Consider the following 16466-nt stretch of genomic DNA (forward strand, 5'->3'; position numbering starts at 1 on the left):
ATCAATCCTTGAGAAGCCTTTATTGTTTCATAACTTCAAGTGTAATCTTAGCAATTTCCCGAACCAACTCTGTAGGTGAGTGACAATCGCAGTTGCTCAATCCAACAATATAAATATCTCTACTGGGAATGTAAACGGCCATAGATTTAAATCCAAAAATACTGCCTCCATGTTCTCTTGTAGGTATACCATTAATTTCTTTAATATGCCAGCCAAATCCATACGAACTGACTTCACCGTTGTTTAATTTATATGATTTAAATGCTTGACTAAGACTTAATGAATCCAATACCTGATTATCATTTAGTGCATTTTGCCATTTTAATAAATCTTCTAATGTTGACATCAAAGAGCCTGAAGAAAATGGGACACTAAAATTGATCCATGTTTTATTAACAAAACCATCTGCTTTTTGATGATATCCATATGCCCTAGATTTTATAATTTTTCGATCTGAAGCATAATAGGAATTATTCATTCCAATTTTTTGAAAAATATTCTTTTGTATAAAATCTTCATAAGTAATGCCCGACACTAATTCTATTATATATCCAAGTACAACATAGCCTGAATTATTATACTCAAATTTTTCTCCGGCTTCAAAATTAACAGGCTCATCTTTAAAAAAGTTAACCATCATTTCAGGGGTCATCTGTTTTTGAGCAATATCTGATATAGATTTCATTTTAGTGAAATCTTGAATTCCCGACGTATGTGTTAACAAATGTTTTATCGTAATTTTATGACCAGATGGATAATTAGGAATGAACTTAGAGATTGGATCATTTACAGTTAATTTTCCTTGTTTTTCAAGCATTAATATGGCAACAGCGGTGAACTGTTTGGTCATGGAACCTATTTGAAACACATGGTCGATAGTCATATCAACATCTAATTCCAAATTGGCTTTCCCGAAAGATTTTTTATAAAGCACTTTACCATTTTTAGCAACTAAAAAAGCTCCACCTGGTTCGTTTACCTGCATAAATTCTGTTTTAATAATGCTATCAATTTTTTCTTTAAAATCTTGAGCTGACAAAATGCCAAAAACAGAAATTAAAATTAATATTAAAAATAATCTTCTCATCAGTTAGGTTTTTCATTAAGAATTACAACAGTTATCTAAAAATGTACAGCAATAAAACTAAGATAATATTACACGATATCACATCCAAAAGAGGTGAATATCATATTATTATCGGTAAATCACTCTAAGAAGTCGGTTAATCATAATTAATTTAACAGGTTTATTGTATTTGTCATTAATTTTAAATCATGTCTTTCTAAGAATTTCTTTTATTAGCACAAAAAAAACCGCTTGGTCATCCAAGCGGTTCTGTATACAAAAAAAAGTTCTATTTCAGTTTTTCAATCTTATTACGTAGAGATCTTCGGGGCTCTTCACGGGAAATTTATAATGCAACATTAATCTCTTCCTTCGCGATTCTTGTTGCGAGCATTTTGCACTCCAATGAAATTCTAAACTAATTTTTTCGCTTAGGCTAGCGTATTGATATAATCACGTTTACAATTTATGTAGGCATGTCTTCACAAGTCAATATTGCCCAACCTCTTATACCTCCCATAACATAATTACCTGAAATCCTATGCTAATATAAACGATACAGTAAACTTACATGTAGTATTTCATTTTCAGGATAAAGCATGTTACTGAAGCAACGATATTGAACGTAAACAAAATAACATTTGCATTATATTAAAAATTTCACCTCCGAAGATCTATCTAAAGCACTTTATAATTTTATACTGGCTTTGCCATCCACACACACTACATTTTTGGAAGAGTTGGGATTAACTGACTGACAGCCTATTCCTTGAGTCAACCATAACTTAGCGGCATTTAAAGAGCTGTATTGCTGTTCCATTTCTGCAAAAGTTCTAAAGTTAGGTGTATCTGTGATCGCTATAGGTATAAATTCACAGTCTTTTCGTAAAGTGATTACCCCCCATTTACTCGGATCAGTACAAGGTGTATCTTTGAAGAAATCCCTTACCTTGGGAAATAGCACTTCCAATCTTTGGTTAATCTCTACTAGCTCAAGATCTGTAGCCAATGATACAATCATCTTACCATCCATGCAACGGACACCAAAGTGTGGAGGTAGTTCAACTAGTGAAGTATTATAATATTACAAACAATCGCACCGCTCTTACCTGGCTTGTACGCTTTATTGGCCTGTTCAAAAAGTTTTCTGTATTCTTTAATCAATTTACTATACTCTTTTTCAAAACTTGGATGCACGGATACATAACGGTAAGAAAAGGTATCTATACGCCATTCTTCTATCGGTTTGCAAGATTGATTTTCGGCAAGCTTAATCGCTTCCTGTAATTTTATGTCCGCAAGCTGAGTTAGCTCTTCATATTTATTGTCTTTTTTGCAGGCATAAAATAGAATTACAACAGTCAACAGGTCGCATATTAATAGGTAAGTTTTATTCATAATTTAAATTATTTAGTGTTTATATTAAATATAACGCTTATAAGTTATAAATCGCGACAATAACAAAACCTCTATTTAAGAAGAAAAAGATATCGTCCAAAACTTTAGAAATGGAATAAAGTAAAGCCACATCTCGACGTGACTTTAACGAAACATGTGCATTCTAACTTAACTCATTTGTACTAGTTGATGGATTGAGTTACTTTCCAATTGCCTTCATCTATTGGTTGGCTCCTGCCATTGTGAAGTTTATACTTAAATAAAGAGTCTGATGGGCAAATGAACTTTTATCATTATCCTTTGTACCATGATGTCAATATTCGAAGAAATATCGTTAATATAGATCTTTATCCGAAAATTTAACATCCTGTATTTTGGGTAAAGGTCGTACTAAAACTCTTTTTTTTCGGACTGCAAGTGGTCTAGTTGAACCTAATTTTTCATCGGATTCAGTTCTAGTACCTGTAATCAAGTCAAATTTTGTTTCTGTGAATATTGTATTTTCATCAATATAACCTTGGGGCGCGTCATATGTAAGCTTATCGACATAAATCAATTCAAAATTTCCTCTTTTATATTTGAAATGATAGGTAATATTTCCGCCTTTAATTTCGCTCCACATTTTTAAAATCCCTTCTTCAATAAAGAAATTAGGAATTTGATAACCATTAAACTCACCTTGTTTTTCAGCAGGATACTGCGGTTCAATGATTTTATCTGAGGATACTGTCAAAGTTAGCTTTCCATTAGGTTGAGAGAGGAAAATTTGCAATCTTAATGGTCTTGTTTCATCTACAGTATCCATTTTCACAGTTACTCTGTCCATTTTGCCATCATGATTTAAGTCCCCTTTTTCTTCTCTAACCTCGTAAGTATACTTGTTTTTATTTTTCATACTTTGGGAGAATAGATGCATTGGGACTGAGATTAAAATGAAAATAATATAGCGGTAAAAATATTTATTAATGTTATTCATTTTATTTGTTTAGTGAAGTGATAAGTAATAAGACTCCTATAATTAAATATTTTTTTGATTATTTTTTTATGTACTTAGCGTTGTTTCTGCATTATTAATCAAAAACTGAAATCTCCCTTATTATGCTAAAAAGGCATTGTTACAACTCGGGCTTTATAGATCCCTTTTTCAATCTTAAACAATACAGCATATCCTCCTGCACCATCACCATTGACAGAAGTAATGTATAAAGTATCATTTGGATTGTCATAGTAACATGCTGCAAACTCACTGTTTATATTAAACAGATTCTCGATCTCATTTTCTGGGATTTGGATAGTTCTACCTTTTATCGTGGCTTTTATGGATGTATAATGACTTATAGGAATCGTACCATCAGTTCCCCATACCTGCTGTCCTTTGAATATGTCTTCAACGGTATAATCCTCATATTTTGTCGATGAAAAGTATCTTTTATTTTTTTTGTAATCAAATTTTTCGGACCTAATTTCGACAGTCACATTTTTCGATATAAATTTTGCAATGCTATCATTAAAGGATTTAATTGGGATCTTTTCATAAGATTCAATTAGTTTAATCCTAGATTGATGTACATATCCAGTAATATTCTCATTTTGACGATCGGTATAATCAACAATGACCCAATCCCGAAGTTTTTCATCGGGAAATGCATAGACAATCTCCTCAGTGTTAATTTTTGAAACAATTTTGCTAGTAACTGTGGGTTGTTTCCTCACATTTACATAACCATCTTTATCGATAATTTCTGCAAATTGCGCGTACGTAAAATGAGTTATCGTGAGGAGAAGTAATGCAAGCAGATGTTTTTTATTCATTTAAAATAAAGTTACAAACTATAATATTTTGACAAAGCTACGAAATAGGACTTGAGCTTTTCGCTAAGATTTATCTTGCCCCATTCAGATCAATTTCTGCCATCGTCTATAAGATTTCTAAAATATCAACTTAACCATAGTAACTACTAAAATATGAATTAGGTTAGAGAACAGCAATCTTCAGACTTCGTTTTTGGTTAATATTGCTATTCAGGTTTCGGATACTTGTTAATTCGTCTAATTGTCTTGTACTCTTATCCATGTCCCTTCTTATCATTTCTTTATATTAGGTCATTGTTGATTTCCTTTAATATTACATCATTGATTTTTTATTTTTGATTGCCAATAAAATAGACACCACAGCTAAATCTAATTGATTTTAGACAGGTTATAAGTTGAGCGAGAGAGAAAGTGACCTAAACTACACTATATTCAGGGATGTTTTTGTCAACAAGATATGCGTAGGTTTGATAGATGGCATTCTCTACAGCATACAAAAAATTGTTCGGTCTTATACTTTTTTCCTTTATTGATAATCTGAGCACACAGGCACAATCGCGGTTTCCTACTTTCGAAGTGAACGAAGCTGTTACCGTTACTGTCGATGAAACTGAAAAAGGTATTGTCGCAAAGCTGAATAATAATAATAATAAAACTGTGTTACTCAAAAAATGGAAACGTACGCTGTCTTTTATTGAAACCTACGATGTCAATAATGACGGGTATATGGATCTAGTTCTCAATTCGGATGAACATCAGTCAAATGATGCCCTTATATTTTTATTTGAGCCTAAATCTTCATCTTATAGGGAACTCAACTATCCGAACCATGAATTCAGTAACCTTATCATCACTAAGCAAGAGCCTGGCATGATCATCAGCTATAGCAATGCGCAAGAATGGATAAAATTCGGTTTTAATAAGCAATGTGAACTGTATAGTGCTGGCGATTCACAGGTATTGCATGACTATGAACTTGCAATTCACCAATATCAAATCCGTATGTATAATGTGGATGGGAGTATAAAAAGTGTAAAACTAGAAAATTTTGAAGATAAAAATATACCTATAATTGAAGTAAAGGTACCCAGGCTTCGATTATACAATGAGCCGGGATATCAAGCTGTTTCTAATAGCTTTGTCGAAAAAGGAGCTTTTCTTGAGATCACCGCTTTTGAAGGAAAGGAGTGGCTAAAAATAAAATATAAATCTGCTTCTGAAACACTAGAACAATGGGTCAATGTGTCAGAGTTAAAGATGGACATCAGCAAACTTCACTATAAGGAGAATAACAATGGCCTAAACCTGGTCATGATAGATCCTCAGAGTGGAGATGATCGCTTTTATTTCTGTATTGCACTGAACAATTATTCCAATAAAATATTCGAATCATATAACGGAAAAATTTACATTCTTTTGGAAAATGAGAATGGTAACAAATTCCTCTACCCTCTTTACAATACAGGATATTTAAAACTACCACCACAAAACCCAAAGGATATACAAGCCAATAAAGCGGATGAAAAGTGGTTTAAACCCGGAGCTGTGCTTGATGACAATATGGTACAATGGGATGTTGAAAAAAAACAGTTCGTTATTTTTCATGATAAAAGTGAGAACGAAGATGTGGATGAGTACCCTTATGTACCTTTCTTTCCTGACGGTTTGTCTGCTGGAATATATAAAATATCAGCGGTTTTTATGGATCGTGAATCTCACCTAAAACCATTGGTATCCAACATGCAGCAACTGAAATTACCTTTAAAAAAGTTTTAATGAAAAGTTTCCAATGGTAAATGGATGGTCCACTCTCCTTTGATGACATTGGATTGAGAGTTTATGATTTCTACGGCTAAACCTCAACGGTACAGTTTTTCCCTATGCCAGTAAAGGAAGGGTATAAATGGAAGTTTCTTAAAGAGAAAGCAAGTATGCTGCCGATTGAAGAAGATCGTTTAAGCTAGTAAAGCGTAAGGGGTAATAAATAAAATAGCCGGTGATCTCCATCACCGACTATTTTATTTATTCTTATGTCCACCTATTTTTTGGCGTAATCTTTTTCAAATTTATCTGAAGCGACATTGACACCATTTGCCATATCTTCAAATGCCTTATTAATATTGTCCAGTAATCCTTGTTCTACCACCGGATCTTGGGTAGTACTCTTTCTAATGTTAATCAGTTTTGGGTAATCTTCTGAAACAATTTTACCATAACCTTTCAACCCTTTTAGAATGGCTTGCTGCAATTGGTCATCACCGTTGAAATCGCCAATTTTTTCAACCTTTTTAATGTCTTCTTTTACAGCTTGGTCCCATTTTAGGGCTACTTTTCCTGCTTCATCATATTTTTTTGACTGCATTGCGCTGTTCATTTCGCTAATATGTACCTCTTCACTGTTGATAATCGTCATCAGTTCATTGTTATAGGCAACTGCATCTTTCTTTTGGCCACAGCTTAAAAGTGTGCAGAACATAATTAAAGCAGCACTTCCTGAAATCACTTTTTTCATCTCTTTTTATTTTTTGTGTTGATAATTTGTTAAAACCTCTTCTGAAGGATAAACAAATTTAAAGGATGAAAAAATTTCAGCAAATCCCTGAATGTAGTGGTTTTTTGGCCATTAGTCACGAAGAATACCATATTCAAGTGCAAGTTTTATGACAGATGCAATGCTTTTAACCTCAAATTTTTCGATGAGATTCTTTCTATGACTTTCAACTGTATGATGACTGATAAATAAAGTTTCGGCGATTTGAACGGTAGTTGATCCCTTGATTGCTTCCATTAATATTTCCTTCTCTCTGCGCGTGAGCTTAGGTACATTTTGAAGACCAATATTATCTTTCTTACTCATTTTTAACTTAGTCTTCGCGCACAAAAAAAGTTCTCCCTGACACACGCTCCGAATACCTGCTATAATCTCCGGTCCTAAAGCATTCTTTTGGATATATCCGTCCGCACCTTGTGTGATCATACTATTAATGACAGCGTATTCATTATGAACACTGATAGCAACAATCTTCATGTGTGGACACCGTTTCTTAAATAAGGCGACTAACTCTATACTATTCGTATCAGGAAGATTAATATCAAGCAATAATATATCAGGATTAATCCGTTTAATCCGTTCTAGTGTTGATTTACCATCTGTAAAGCAATCCAAAATTTTAAAATCGGGTTCTGCCTCTAGAATATTTTTTAAACCTTCCAGCATCATCGGATGATCATCAGTAATTACTATATTAACCATAATAAGGATTATTATTTATCGGAAACTCTATTTCTATACTTGTACCTTTTCCGGCACGGGAATAAATATGCATCTTCCCGCTTAAAAATTCGAGGCGAGACTGTACATTGTGAATTCCGGCTGATTTTTTTCCATCTGCAAGATGCGGATCAAAGCCCTTTCCATTATCTTCCACAGTGATCAGGATATGATCATTGTGTTGCGACAGTTGCACTATAATCTGTGAAGCCTGAGCATGTTTCACCGCATTATTTACCAGCTCCTGGATTATTCTGTAGACGACTATTTGTTTATCTTTTGAAAGGTCGGCTTCCAACTTTACAAATTGACTGGAAATCTCAAGCTCATCGTTACTCATGCGTTCAGCATATTCTTTAAGAGCTTCCTCCAAGCCATATTTATCCAATAGTTCAGGCATAAGGTTATGTGCAATGCGGCGCAACTCGACTACAGCAACATCGAGCTGATCTAAAGATTTATTCAGTGTATTTCTACTGGAATCATTCTCATTCAATAGCGTAAGACCGGATAAAGTGATTTTTGTCCCGGACAAAATACCGCCTAATCCATCATGAAGATCTCTGGCGATACGTGAACGTTCGGTTTCCTGCCCCTCTAACATGGAGACCAAAACCTGTAGGCTTTCTTTCTGTTTTAATGTTTTGAGATGCTGGCGATAAGCATAATAGATCAACATGGCAGCTATGATAAATGTCAGGATAAGGAAAAAATAGACTGAATTTATTTTTGATTTGTATGCAAGTTCTTTTTGAGAAGTTTTAAGTTGTGCTGCCCGCTGCAGTATCTCAACACGTGAAAGTTTAAGTTCTTTACCTCTGTTATCTGCCTCTAGCTGGATAACTTCTATATGCTGACGCTGAATTTCTTCATTTAATTTTAAGTTTTCCAAATCCTGCAGCTGCGCCTTATTATGCGCATGCATCAACGAGATTTGTTGTTTTCTCTTTTCGGCTTCAAATCGCAGTCTTATCAACTGTTGTTGCTGTCTCTCTTTTTCAAACTGCGCTTCTAATCTGCGCCCCTGTTCCATTTTATTTGCATTGAAAACCTCTTCGTAGAGCTTAACATATTGTTTATAGTAATGATAGGCTTCATGATACTGACCTTCTGTCTCATATACCTCTGCGAGCTTTTGATATAAGCTAAGGGCAATCGTATTTTCTATTACAGTATCTTTCATGAGCGTGGCTAATGAAGCAAGGAGGTATTTTTTTGCGGTTTCTGTATCACCTTCTTTCATGCTATATTCTGCCATTATTCCATAAGCCGAAGCTACCTGAGCATATTGTTCTGTTTTTTGTCCAACTTCTAGTCCCTGTTGCGCATACTGGAGCGATTTTGTTTTATAGGACGCCGGATAATACTGTAAATACAGATTGGCTAGGTTAATTGCTGCAAAAGATAAGTCAGAGGGCACAGCCATTGTTGAGCTGTTCTTTTCATAGAATTTAATAGCTTGGAGGTAATAACTTTCAGACTGGTTACGAAGATGCTCATTTTCGGGCTGATTGATGTACTGCTCCTGATAATTATATCCCATAGACATGTAAGCGTCAAAAATATCCATGGGTCTATTTCTTAATTTAGCGACTTCCAGAGTAAGTTTAGCGTATTTTTCCTGTAAGTCATATGTTTTCCAGTTTGAATAGATCGATGATAGCTCCTTATAAATTGCAGTTTTTCTAGATATAACGATATCTGTCTGAGGGGCTTGATCGTAAAACACTAAAGCGTTCTGGAAGCATCGGATCGCCTGTTGCTCCTGATTATTCCTCGCATGCATCCAACCCTCACAATACGACACATATCCTTTAATGCTCAGCTCTTTGGTTTTTTTTGCAAATATTTTAGCCTGCGCGAGATATCTGTTAGCGGATGTATTATCTTCTAGTATCTTGCTGTTCATTGCGGCAATACCACACAGCTGTGCAGCGTATTGTCCATCAAGCTTTTTAGATGCTCTAGCTATATTTTTTTGCAGCAACTCCATCGCTTCCTTTTGCTGACCATTAAAAAAAAGTGCATGCGCATATTTGCCCGCCAACAGTAGCTGTTGCTCACTGCCTTCAGCGACCTGATGATATTCACTTGCAGCGGTTTCAACAGCACTCTGAGCACTAATCTTCCCGAAGAAAAACATCACTAAAATTAATACTAAATACTTCTTCACTGTACAGATTTTCATGTTTGCTTTTGAAAGCAAGATTTAGGACAGGAACAACATCTTTTTATAATCATATTTTCTTTAACAATTTATAATTAAACCAAAATATGAAAAGACTGTTGAAATGCACGTAAAAAGACAAAATAGTTAAACAATAATAAGATATTCCATTCGATTTGCTATAATTTTACAGCATCTTGTACTTATTGATGTTTGAAGCGGCGAGAAAAATGCTGATATAGCTTCTGGCCCTTAAAATAAAATTAACAAAGGAAGGTAATCACAGCTTGATTTTCTGCTACCGCTAATTGCAAAAATTCTTTCAATTTTCGAAATTCCTGAATCAGATAATTTAGCGCTTCAGGATCTTCCCAAAATTCAGGATAAACACCTTCCTCATTCATTTTTTCGGCATCAAATCGATCTGATAAAGAGGATTCAGAGATGTCATTCACAGCTTCTAATAATTCTTCAGTCTGGGGTGACGTAAGGTATTTCGCAGGGCCATATCCCATATCCTGTTCCTCGTCAAGTATATTGGGGCCAAATATTAGCCATTGCAAAGGTGGGAGCACTATTTTATAATTATTTAAAGGTTCACCTGTGACAACGTAAAACAAGCCATCCCAGCTTTTACCTATGTCTAATAGGTTTGTTTTTTCAGAATTAGAAGTAGAAAAAAGGTCATCTTCCAATAACTGGCTGTTATCAAGATAACGTAGTAAAGTACTTTGGTCTATCCGTAGATACTGTTGTATTATTCCCATCCAATAAAATTAGCTAATTTTAATTTTATTCTAAAGCAAAGAATTTTGAGATTTCAACTTTATTTTGAATTTGACTAAAACTTAGTTAATAAGAAGATTGACAACCTGATCTTATCAACCTATTAAAAAAGGTGTATCGATGAAAAATAGTTATATATTTTATCAATATATTGTATCTTTCTAAAAAAAATATGAAGAAAACCAAACTACTTATTCTAAGCCTTTTTATTGCCAATTTCAGTTATGCGCAAACCCCACTAATGGATAGCTTAATTCAAAAAAACTATTCCACCTTTAAAAAAAACAACAGCAGCGCATTCGAAGGGAAAGGATGGACTTCCCTTCAGGATGAAATAAACAAAAACAATTCTGTATTATTGGGCGAATACCATTTCACCAGTGAGATCCCTTACTTCACAAATGCGATTGTAAATAGTATTAAGTTCGACAACTATTTTATGGAAATTGATCCCTATACAATCAATACCATATCAACAAAAATTAAATCCTTATCCCCTGCTGAACTGGATAAATTCCGCAATGAAAACGGTTCTGCTTTATCTTTTTTACAAGGTGAGGCTGAGTTTGATTTGTATAAAAACATACTTCAACAGAACATCAAGATATATGGAACTGAACAAATTAGTTTATTTTCAGACCAGTTACTCTTTTCTGAACTGAGTAAACAATCCAAAAATAATAAAGCAATAGAAATTTATAAGCAGATGATCGCTAATTCGGCTGCCTATGACACAAAAAACAACACCACATTCTATTTGTTCTCTGATGATTGTCGGGCTAAATTGGACGCACTGAGCGCTCTAAATTTATCAGCAAACGAAAAAGAGCAACTTGAAGCACTCAAATTAAGCAAAGAACTTTATTTAAATCGAATTCATCCTTTAAGAATTCAATACTTGAAACACTTGATTCTTGAAAAATTCCCTGAATGGAGAGACAAAAAGAATCTATTCAAATATGGTGCTAATCATATGCCTAAAGGAGAGAGTTTAATGGAAGTATTTGATATTGGAAACCTAGTGTATAATATTGAAGAGGCAAATTACCGCAAGTCATTGCATATTATGATTATCGGAAAGGGTGAAGGTGAAACATTGGCTGATTTAGACGAATATAAACCTTTCTTAACCGTTGTGAAAGATGACAATTGGTATACCTATGATTTAAGACCTCTGAAACAAGCTATTTCTAAAAAGAAGCTTAAAGTGGAGGATTTGACGCTGGAAAGAATTATAAAAGGTTATGACTATCTGGTTTTCATTCCAAACCTAACTAAGACCCCAAAAACAGGTAAACAAAATCATTAAATAAGCTCAAAAGAAAACATACGCCACTAGAGTAATTAAAAATTACTTGGTAAATAACTACTTCAATTAATTTTCTTACATTAGAGTAATTTAACCAATTAACCGATGAAGTACTTACTCTTAGTGGTCAGTTTGTGTGTACAAGTGGCTGTGGCACAAAAGAAGCCAACCGTTCATTATATCGTAAAAAAAAACAGCAATTACAACCGAAATGCTGATGAAAAAACCTATTATATAGCATTAATAAAACTAAAGAAGGTAGCCAGCCAAGGTGATCTTATGGAATTGCGCGTAACTGGTTTTGAAAGTAAAAATGGAGACCGTATATTTTCTACTGAAGACCTGAACAAAGGGGAAAATTTCTTGACTTCGACTGCTGCGATTTCCAATATCTATGGTTTGACAAAACCTTTGCATTTTACAGTCAATAAGGGAGTAATAAGCATAGATACGCTGAAATGGAAGAATGAGATAAGACAGCAACTTACTGCATGGGAAATTAAAGATGATATTGTTGAAAATGCCTTAACCAATACATTTTCAGAATACGGTAACCTGCTGCAATCTCTCTATTTTGCGGCATTATCATCTTCGGATGAAAATGCATTGAAGAAATCTGATATCACAAAAAATGGTCTACTATACCATATGGTAAAACAGAATAAGTCTGAAATTGCCGTCAACTATTCGCAAAGCGACAGCTCTTCAACAACGGAAGGAAGTACCAGCTTTGATCCTAAAACCCACCTTGTACGAGATGAAAATCGAATAGCTAACTATTCATTTTTAGATGCGAATGGCAAAAAGATAAACGGCCACTCTTCCAGTTCAATAGAACGTGCGAGCAAATATACTGCAGCTGCGATTGAAAATGATTATTATGATATGCTCGTAAAAGGTAGCTATTGGAGCAATGCAATAAATACAAATGATAAAACAGATAGTATTAAATTACAACGGTATATAGAGCTATACGAAGCGAAATATGCAGGAAATCGTGATTACGTTAAAAATAAACTGGGACATTTGCAAAGCTTTCGAGATAAGCAGTATTATGATGCTTTATCATCCATATCTCCAAAGTTGCTGGCCGGGACTTACCATCTGAGCAACAAAGTTTCATTCGATAATATCTCAGACAATGACTTTAAGGAAATCATACCACTCCTGAATGATAAGCAACTCTTCGAATATCTACAACAAACGCTAAGTCAATACATCATGTCTCTAAACAGTTCAGCTCTGCAAAAGCTCGATCTTATTGCCAATCAATTTAGCGAGAGAGAGCGAGTGGCGGCTAGACCAATGTACTTATGGGCGAAGGCAATGCAGACTCAGAATATAGATAGCCTTAAGCAAATCCAAAATGAAGTGCTCGATATGGATAATGAGTACTGGAATCAAGGAAATGCCAGTCGGTATGCACTTTTGATTCAGAAGATCCTTTCTGAACATGGTAGATATGATGCACAGACGATGCAAATAATAATCGATAAAATTACAGCACTATATGAAGATGAGGTAAATAAGAAACGTTTCCTACAAAAAGCTCATTTAGCTTATGCATATTATCTGGCGTATGAAAAGACACCAGTAGACCAAGAAGATCACGCGCTCCTGTTTTTGGAAAAAGCGGCCTATTATTCTCCAAAAAATTCGGCTGAAAAGGAATATGGAACTTTTTATGACCGCGTCTTTTTAAAATCAAAAGAAAACTACAGTGACAATTATATGGTGTTATTAAGTAAGAGGGGTAAAAAGGATGTGGCTCTTCAAAACTATATACAAGAGTTTTTGAATAATCCGGCGAGTAGTTTTAAAAGCTTATCATCTTTTTATCGAGAAAATTATGCTGAGAGCAGTTTCAATGATTTTTTCAAGAAAGAGATTATTTCAAAACTTGCAGATGCACCATCCTTTTTGCTAAAAGATATGCAGGATAAAGAATTCTCATCCGCACAATTGGCTGGAAAATGGACCGTCGTCGATTTTTGGGGTACCTGGTGTGGCCCTTGTGTTGCTGAAATGCCAAAACTAAACAAGTATTACCTGGAACTAAAGCAGGATAAAATGAGTAAAATTAATTTTATGAGCATTGCCTGCAACGATACAAAAGAAAAAGTGCAACGCTTTTTAACGAACAATAATTATGAAATACCGGTACTGGTGTCCGATTCTAAAGTAGAACAAAATTATAAAGTCCGTGGATATCCAAGCAAATACATCCTAACACCAGAAGGGAAACTGATTCCTACAGAATTTGGATTTGACTGGGAAAGTTTAGTCTTGGAATTAAGTAAGCTATAAACAGATGAAATAGGCTTATAGTTGTAATATTTAAAATGGCTATATACTTTAATACTCCTATTTCTTATTGTTGATTTCAATTCTAACGGACAAGTTAAAGCTAAGTGTAACTAAGTGGTGTTTTACCAAAGGAATATATTGGTTTAAACCACTTTATTGTGAGTAGTCTCCCTGTCTAAAAGACAACTTCAACTTGGATTTTCATTTTTTGTTATTTTTTAGATGATTAATCATTTCGAAGACACCAAGTTGAGCTGATTCAGCGCCACTATTCACTAGTACAATATAACCTATTAGCTTTTTTCGGTCAATTTGTGAATAGGAAAAAAATGTTCCGTCCGACCCGGCGTGTTCTGAAATTTCTTCATCGTTTTTAGTGTAATTACCCCAGCCTAATGCGTATTCATCGCTTGCAGTATGAAGAAATTCATAAGTCCTAGATTTTAAAAAATTGTCTTGTCCAGCTAAACCTAGCAAATTTAGTTGGATGAATTTTGCATAGTTTTCAATATTCATACTCAAATCTCCAGCAGGTTCAGCCATTTTTAAATTGTAATCATTATCAGAATAAATTGAGACAATCTTTCCATTTTCAGACCAATGTCCATAGGGCTGATTTTCGAAGTTTCTATTGGGCCAACCGAAAGCGACGTCAATATTTAATTCTTCACTAAGAAATATATTGATTAATTCTTCCCAAGATTTTCCACTAACTTTTTCAGCCATTAAAGTTGCAACACTATATCCTGCATTTGAATAGTTGTATTTATTACTATTATCGAATGGAGGAAGCGTTAATACATATTGGGAAAACTTTTCACGCATTTCCTGTTTATTTCCGGTAAATTTTGGAAGTTTTTGATATGCAGCTCCGCTTGTGAAAGGCTGTATATTCGCTTTATGAGCAAGCAGATCTGCTAATGTTATATGTTTATAATTTGTGTGTGATCCAACGATTAGGTCTGGAAAAAGGTCAAAGAATTTGGTGTTCCAATCAATTTTTTCGCTTTCGACTAATTTTGCGATCACAAAACTTGTTATAGCTTTTGTATTTGAACCTAAATGAAAATAATCTGATAAGTTAGCATCCGATTTATCATCTATTTCAGATATTTTATGATGTCCTAAAACCTTTTTAATGATAATGCTGTCTTTTGTAACGACAGCAAATGCCATTTCAGGAATGCTATCTCTTTCCATAATTTTTCCCGCAATTTGGGTGAAATCTTGCCCATTCACTGAGATAGATAAAAATATTAATAATGAAAAAATGATTGTCTTAGGCATTGATTTTATAATTGGATGTAACACTCAAATATACTACATTTCTCCATACTTGATCTTGCACAGCTTTTGTTAAATTAGGGTTACATACCGAATAGATTTCGATCATTTGAATTTGATATTTTAAATAACCTGAATAAGTCGCTAATTATACTTTTTACTTCTACTGCAGAAGTAAAGGAGTAGCTCTGCATTGAAAGCAACTCCTTCCTGAAAGATTTGCGTGCAGCTCGGCTAAAAATAAGAACAAACAAAGCCAAATCTCTCGATGTGGCTTCTACTAAACATATGTATTCAAACTTTACTTACTTATACGAGTTGATGGACTGGAATACTTTCCAGTTCCCTCCATCATTGACAAACGTGATTAAATCGATCTTGGTAAACCCTTCAAATTATTGGGTTACTTTTGCGACCCTATAGTCACTGGATTGCTCAACGATTGTGGTGCTTGTTTTACAGTTCAGCTGCTCGCCTTTTTGCTTTTTCAAAAATGAAATTACTTCTGAACGGCTATTGGTCTTATCTTCTGATGCATGAACTTTCTGTTTAAAATCTGAAGTGAAAAACTGCTCCACTCCTGCCGACTGCCCCTCTGTCATAACCGCTACGTAATGATCAATCGCGAGATCTGCAGTTGATAGATTGACTACTGCTTTTTTAGAGTTATCTCCTACTGGTTTGGCTGCTGCAATAGTGAATGTTGATACTGCGATCAAGGCTGCTGCGAATGTTTTTGCTACAGTGTTCATAATGTCTTTATATTATATTGTTATTAAGTTGCATCAGCCTCAAATACACCAACTCAAACCCTGATGCCTGCTTTGCAGTTCTATTTGTTTGTTGATTCAAAAGTAGGGTGTAAATGGTACCTGCCCTATGGCAATTAAACTAAACAAACTAAAAAATCTGTGAATGGTGGAAATGGCTAGGTAAATCTTTTTTTTGATTGGAAAGGATTGATCGTTATCACTATAAGATTAATAGGTTTCAATAATAACTTTTCCTAGCATCCTTTAAAATCAATACGACCATAGACTACAAATAGTAATCGAAACACATAAAC

General features: G+C 34.4%; 14 protein-coding genes. 3 read left to right on the top strand and 11 right to left on the bottom strand.

Annotated elements, in window-relative coordinates:
• Nucleotides 1-19: 19 nt before the first annotated feature.
• The 5 genes from HCX49_RS08810 to HCX49_RS08830 all read right to left on the bottom strand — a co-directional run bounded on the left by HCX49_RS08810 (nt 20) and on the right by HCX49_RS08830 (nt 4276).
• Entirely contained in the window at nt 20-1087 is a 1068-nt protein-coding gene (locus tag HCX49_RS08810) for a serine hydrolase domain-containing protein (protein WP_168126844.1), read from the bottom strand.
• A gap of 667 nt (nt 1088-1754) precedes the next feature.
• On the bottom strand, nt 1755-2087 hold the full coding sequence (locus tag HCX49_RS08815; protein ID WP_206368323.1) for a hypothetical protein: 333 nt from the start codon (nt 2085-2087) through the stop codon (nt 1755-1757).
• 44 nt (nt 2088-2131) lie between these two features.
• Nucleotides 2132-2464, bottom strand: a complete 333-nt coding sequence (locus HCX49_RS08820; RefSeq protein ID WP_168126846.1) for a hypothetical protein — start codon at nt 2462-2464, stop codon at nt 2132-2134.
• Between the two features lie 334 nt (nt 2465-2798).
• Entirely contained in the window at nt 2799-3359 is a 561-nt protein-coding gene (locus HCX49_RS08825) for a hypothetical protein (protein WP_168126847.1), read from the bottom strand.
• 206 nt (nt 3360-3565) lie between these two features.
• Nucleotides 3566-4276 carry a hypothetical protein gene (locus HCX49_RS08830; protein ID WP_168126848.1) on the bottom strand — a complete coding sequence of 237 codons (711 nt, stop codon included), beginning with the start codon at nt 4274-4276 and terminating at the stop codon, nt 3566-3568.
• Between the two features lie 474 nt (nt 4277-4750).
• Here HCX49_RS08830 and HCX49_RS08835 point away from each other — a divergent pair, with 474 nt between their 5' ends.
• The gene (locus tag HCX49_RS08835; RefSeq protein WP_168126849.1) at nt 4751-6052 is read left to right on the top strand and encodes a hypothetical protein; all 1302 of its coding nucleotides are present in this window, start codon (nt 4751-4753) and stop codon (nt 6050-6052) included.
• Between the two features lie 262 nt (nt 6053-6314).
• Here the strand turns inward: HCX49_RS08835 and HCX49_RS08840 are convergent, their stop codons facing one another.
• The 4 genes from HCX49_RS08840 to HCX49_RS08855 all read right to left on the bottom strand — a co-directional run bounded on the left by HCX49_RS08840 (nt 6315) and on the right by HCX49_RS08855 (nt 10481).
• Nucleotides 6315-6788: a hypothetical protein gene (locus tag HCX49_RS08840; protein ID WP_132773627.1), complete on the bottom strand. Its 474-nt coding sequence runs from the start codon at nt 6786-6788 to the stop codon at nt 6315-6317.
• Nucleotides 6789-6899: 111 nt separating this feature from the next.
• Nucleotides 6900-7529 (bottom strand): response regulator, encoded by a 630-nt coding sequence (locus tag HCX49_RS08845; RefSeq protein WP_132773625.1) that lies wholly within the window; start codon nt 7527-7529, stop codon nt 6900-6902.
• Entirely contained in the window at nt 7522-9735 is a 2214-nt protein-coding gene (locus HCX49_RS08850; RefSeq protein ID WP_168126850.1) for a sensor histidine kinase, read from the bottom strand. Before HCX49_RS08850 ends, HCX49_RS08845 begins: the two co-directional genes overlap by 8 nt.
• 242 nt (nt 9736-9977) lie before the next feature.
• Entirely contained in the window at nt 9978-10481 is a 504-nt protein-coding gene (locus HCX49_RS08855; RefSeq protein WP_168126851.1) for a YfbM family protein, read from the bottom strand.
• A gap of 191 nt (nt 10482-10672) precedes the next feature.
• On the opposite strand from HCX49_RS08855, the gene HCX49_RS08860 reads away from it, so the two are divergent.
• Nucleotides 10673-11809, top strand: coding sequence for a hypothetical protein (locus HCX49_RS08860; protein ID WP_168126852.1), 1137 nt, complete (start codon nt 10673-10675; stop codon nt 11807-11809).
• A 105-nt stretch (nt 11810-11914) separates the two neighbouring features.
• Nucleotides 11915-14116 (top strand): TlpA family protein disulfide reductase, encoded by a 2202-nt coding sequence (locus tag HCX49_RS08865; protein WP_168126853.1) that lies wholly within the window; start codon nt 11915-11917, stop codon nt 14114-14116.
• A 201-nt stretch (nt 14117-14317) separates the two neighbouring features.
• Here the strand turns inward: HCX49_RS08865 and HCX49_RS08870 are convergent, their stop codons facing one another.
• A complete protein-coding gene (locus HCX49_RS08870) occupies nt 14318-15403 on the bottom strand; it encodes a serine hydrolase domain-containing protein (protein ID WP_168126854.1) in 1086 nt (361 codons plus the stop codon).
• Between the two features lie 392 nt (nt 15404-15795).
• Entirely contained in the window at nt 15796-16152 is a 357-nt protein-coding gene (locus HCX49_RS08875; RefSeq protein WP_132773615.1) for a hypothetical protein, read from the bottom strand.
• Between the last annotated feature and the right edge of the window lie 314 nt (nt 16153-16466).

Source organism: Sphingobacterium sp. B16(2022) (assembly GCF_012030425.1).
Taxonomy (GTDB): Bacteria; Bacteroidota; Bacteroidia; order Sphingobacteriales; family Sphingobacteriaceae; genus Sphingobacterium; species Sphingobacterium anhuiense.

Coding starts and splice junctions, on each gene's coding strand:
- HCX49_RS08815 (WP_206368323.1), bottom strand. CDS start 2,087: ATGATTGTATCATTGGCTACAGATCTTGAGCTAGTAGAGATTAACCAA.
- HCX49_RS08840 (WP_132773627.1), bottom strand. CDS start 6,788: ATGAAAAAAGTGATTTCAGGAAGTGCTGCTTTAATTATGTTCTGCACA.
- HCX49_RS08810 (WP_168126844.1), bottom strand. CDS start 1,087: ATGAGAAGATTATTTTTAATATTAATTTTAATTTCTGTTTTTGGCATT.
- HCX49_RS08855 (WP_168126851.1), bottom strand. CDS start 10,481: ATGGGAATAATACAACAGTATCTACGGATAGACCAAAGTACTTTACTA.
- HCX49_RS08825 (WP_168126847.1), bottom strand. CDS start 3,359: ATGAAAAATAAAAACAAGTATACTTACGAGGTTAGAGAAGAAAAAGGG.
- HCX49_RS08860 (WP_168126852.1), top strand. CDS start 10,673: ATGAAGAAAACCAAACTACTTATTCTAAGCCTTTTTATTGCCAATTTC.
- HCX49_RS08835 (WP_168126849.1), top strand. CDS start 4,751: ATGGCATTCTCTACAGCATACAAAAAATTGTTCGGTCTTATACTTTTT.
- HCX49_RS08820 (WP_168126846.1), bottom strand. CDS start 2,464: ATGAATAAAACTTACCTATTAATATGCGACCTGTTGACTGTTGTAATT.
- HCX49_RS08875 (WP_132773615.1), bottom strand. CDS start 16,152: ATGAACACTGTAGCAAAAACATTCGCAGCAGCCTTGATCGCAGTATCA.
- HCX49_RS08845 (WP_132773625.1), bottom strand. CDS start 7,529: ATGGTTAATATAGTAATTACTGATGATCATCCGATGATGCTGGAAGGT.
- HCX49_RS08870 (WP_168126854.1), bottom strand. CDS start 15,403: ATGCCTAAGACAATCATTTTTTCATTATTAATATTTTTATCTATCTCA.
- HCX49_RS08850 (WP_168126850.1), bottom strand. CDS start 9,735: ATGAAAATCTGTACAGTGAAGAAGTATTTAGTATTAATTTTAGTGATG.
- HCX49_RS08865 (WP_168126853.1), top strand. CDS start 11,915: ATGAAGTACTTACTCTTAGTGGTCAGTTTGTGTGTACAAGTGGCTGTG.
- HCX49_RS08830 (WP_168126848.1), bottom strand. CDS start 4,276: ATGAATAAAAAACATCTGCTTGCATTACTTCTCCTCACGATAACTCAT.